The sequence below is a fragment of the Microseira wollei NIES-4236 genome (genome assembly GCF_020521235.1).
GTDB lineage: Bacteria > Cyanobacteriota > Cyanobacteriia > Cyanobacteriales > Aerosakkonemataceae > Microseira > Microseira wollei.
Genome location: NZ_BLAY01000384.1, coordinates 1 through 2,499, shown reverse-complemented (window position 1 = coordinate 2,499; position 2,499 = coordinate 1). Strand labels below are relative to the sequence as shown.

Genomic DNA, 2,499 nt, shown 5'->3' with positions numbered 1-2,499 from the left:
TCATCCAGGTGTTCACCACAAAAGAACATCCCTTGGTAATGTTTTTGGATGACTTGCAATGGGCAGATTCGGCTTCCCTGAACTTGCTGAAGTTATTGATGAGCGAAGCGAGTGCGGGATATTTACTAATTCTGGGAGCCTATCGAGACAATGAAGTGTTTCCGGCGCATCCCTTGATGCTGACGCTGGAACAGATTGAGAAAGCCCAAGCAACTGTCCATACAATTACTCTAGATCCCTTACTAGAAACGACAGTCAATCAGTTGGTGGCTGATACCCTGAGTTGTAGCAATGAACTGGCTCAACCTCTGACGCAATTGGTGTATCAAAAAACTAAAGGGAATCCGTTTTTTACCACTCAGTTTCTCAAGGCGCTACACGAGGAAGGTTGGATTCAGTTTCAGCCGGAATTGGGTTATTGGCAATGTGACATGAGTTCGGTGCGGCAGTTGGCATTGACGGATGATGTGGTGGAGTTTATGGCCTTGCAGTTGCAGAAGCTGCCAGCAGAAACTCAAGAAGTTTTAAAACTGGCCGCTTGTATTGGCAACCAATTTGATTTGAATACTTTGGCGATCGTTTCAGAAAAATCGCCCATTGATACAGCGACGAACCTATGGAAAGCATTACAAGAAGGGCTGATTCTCCCCATCTCTGAAACCTACAAGTTCTTCCAAGCGAACGACTCAGACAACCTCGAGGGCAATCGTGAGATTGTCGTTCCTTATAAATTCTTGCACGATCGCGTTCAACAAGCAGCTTATTCGCTGATTACTGACACTCAGAAACCACGGGTTCACTACAAAATTGGCAAGCTATTGTTGAGAAGCATGACCCAGGGTGAACGTGAGGAACAAATTTTTGTAATTGTCAACCAACTCAACCAGAGCATAGAATTAGTGACGCTAGCGAATGAACAGCATGAACTTGCACAATTGAATTTTCTGGCAGGGAAAAAAGCCAAAGCAGCAATAGCCTATGGTGCAGCTATTGAATACTTCTCTATTGCCAGCACATTACTGACAACCGATTGTTGGGAACGACAGTATGATTTAGCCCTCGCGCTGTATCAAGAAACTGCTGAGGCAGCTTATTTGAATGGTGATTTTGTGCAAGCGGCTCAACAAATTGAACTTGTGCTGCGACAAGCGAGGACGTTGCCGGATAAAATTAAAGTTTACGAAGTACAAATTCAAAGTTGTATTGCTCAACATCAACTACTGGAGGCAATCAAGGTTGCGTTACAGGTTCTGCAACTATTAGGCATCCATTTTCCAGAGCAGCCAAATCAATCTCATCTGCAACAGGCATTAGAAAATGTGCGTTCTCATCTGAGCGGCAGACAGATTGAAAGCCTGATTGATTTGCCAGTTATGGACAATCCCTTTAAGCTGGCAGCCATGAAAGTTTTATCTCACATTGTGGTCGCGACGTTAATTGTTGCTCCCGATCTGTTTCCACTCGTTGTTTGTCAGCAGGTTGAGCTGTCAATCAACAGTGGCAATTCTTCCCTATCTGCCTCTGGTTATGCCAATTATGGATTGCTCTCATGTGCAATTTTGGAAGATATCAGTACGGGTTATGAATTTGGCAAGTTGGCATTGGCTCTCCTTGATCGATTCCAGGCAAAGGAGTCTAAGGCAAAAACGTTGCAAATTGCCAATGCTTTTGTCAAACATTGGAAAGAGCATCTCAAAGAAACACTCAGCCCTTTATTAGAAGGATACGTTAGTGGTCTAGAAACCGGAGATTTAGAATATGCTGCCTGGAATTTATTGGTTTCCTCTTACTTCCAGTTTCTCTTGGGTCGAGAATTAATCTCATTGTCCCAGGAAATGTCTGCAAATCGGGCGGCGATCGCCCACCTAAAACAATACGCGGCTTTCACCTACCATGAGCAATTCCACCAAAGCGTTTTGAACTTGCTCGGTCAAGCGCTAGATCCCTGTCGATTAGTTGGTGATGCCTATGATGAAGAGCAACAACTTGCTGTTCATCAGGAAACGAACGATCGAACGGCAATTTGTATTTTGTATATGAATAAGCTGCTCCTCTGCTATTGGTTTGGGAACTATACTCAAGCTGTTGAACATGCAACTCAAGCAGAAAAATACCTGAGTGGACTGGTTGGCTTACCATTAATTCCAATATTTTACTTTTATCAATCCCTGGCTAGCCTTGCAGCCTTTTCGATTACTGAGCCTTCTCAACAAGATCCATTGCTGCAAAAGATTAAGGTTAACCAAGAGAAGATGCAACAGTGGGCATACCATGCGCCTGGGAACTGTTTGCATCGGTTTCATCTAGTAGAGGCAGAAAAACATCGAGTTTTGGGCAACAAAGTTCAAGCTATTGAACACTACGACTTTGCCATCTCCCTTGCCAAAGAAAACGGCTACATCCAAGAAGAAGCCCTCGCTAACGAACTCGCCGCCAAATTCTATCTCGATTGGGGCAAAGAAAAAGTCGCCGCCGGCTACATGCTTGAAGCATATTATT

Annotated in this window: 1 protein-coding gene; it reads left to right on the top strand. The window is 44.1% G+C overall.

Annotation, left to right across the window (positions count from 1 at the left end):
* Window positions 1–38 precede the first annotated feature (38 nt).
* Window positions 39–2,499: ATP-binding protein (locus MiSe_RS48520; protein WP_444980648.1), on the top strand; the 2,461-nt coding region annotated here is incomplete at its 3' end.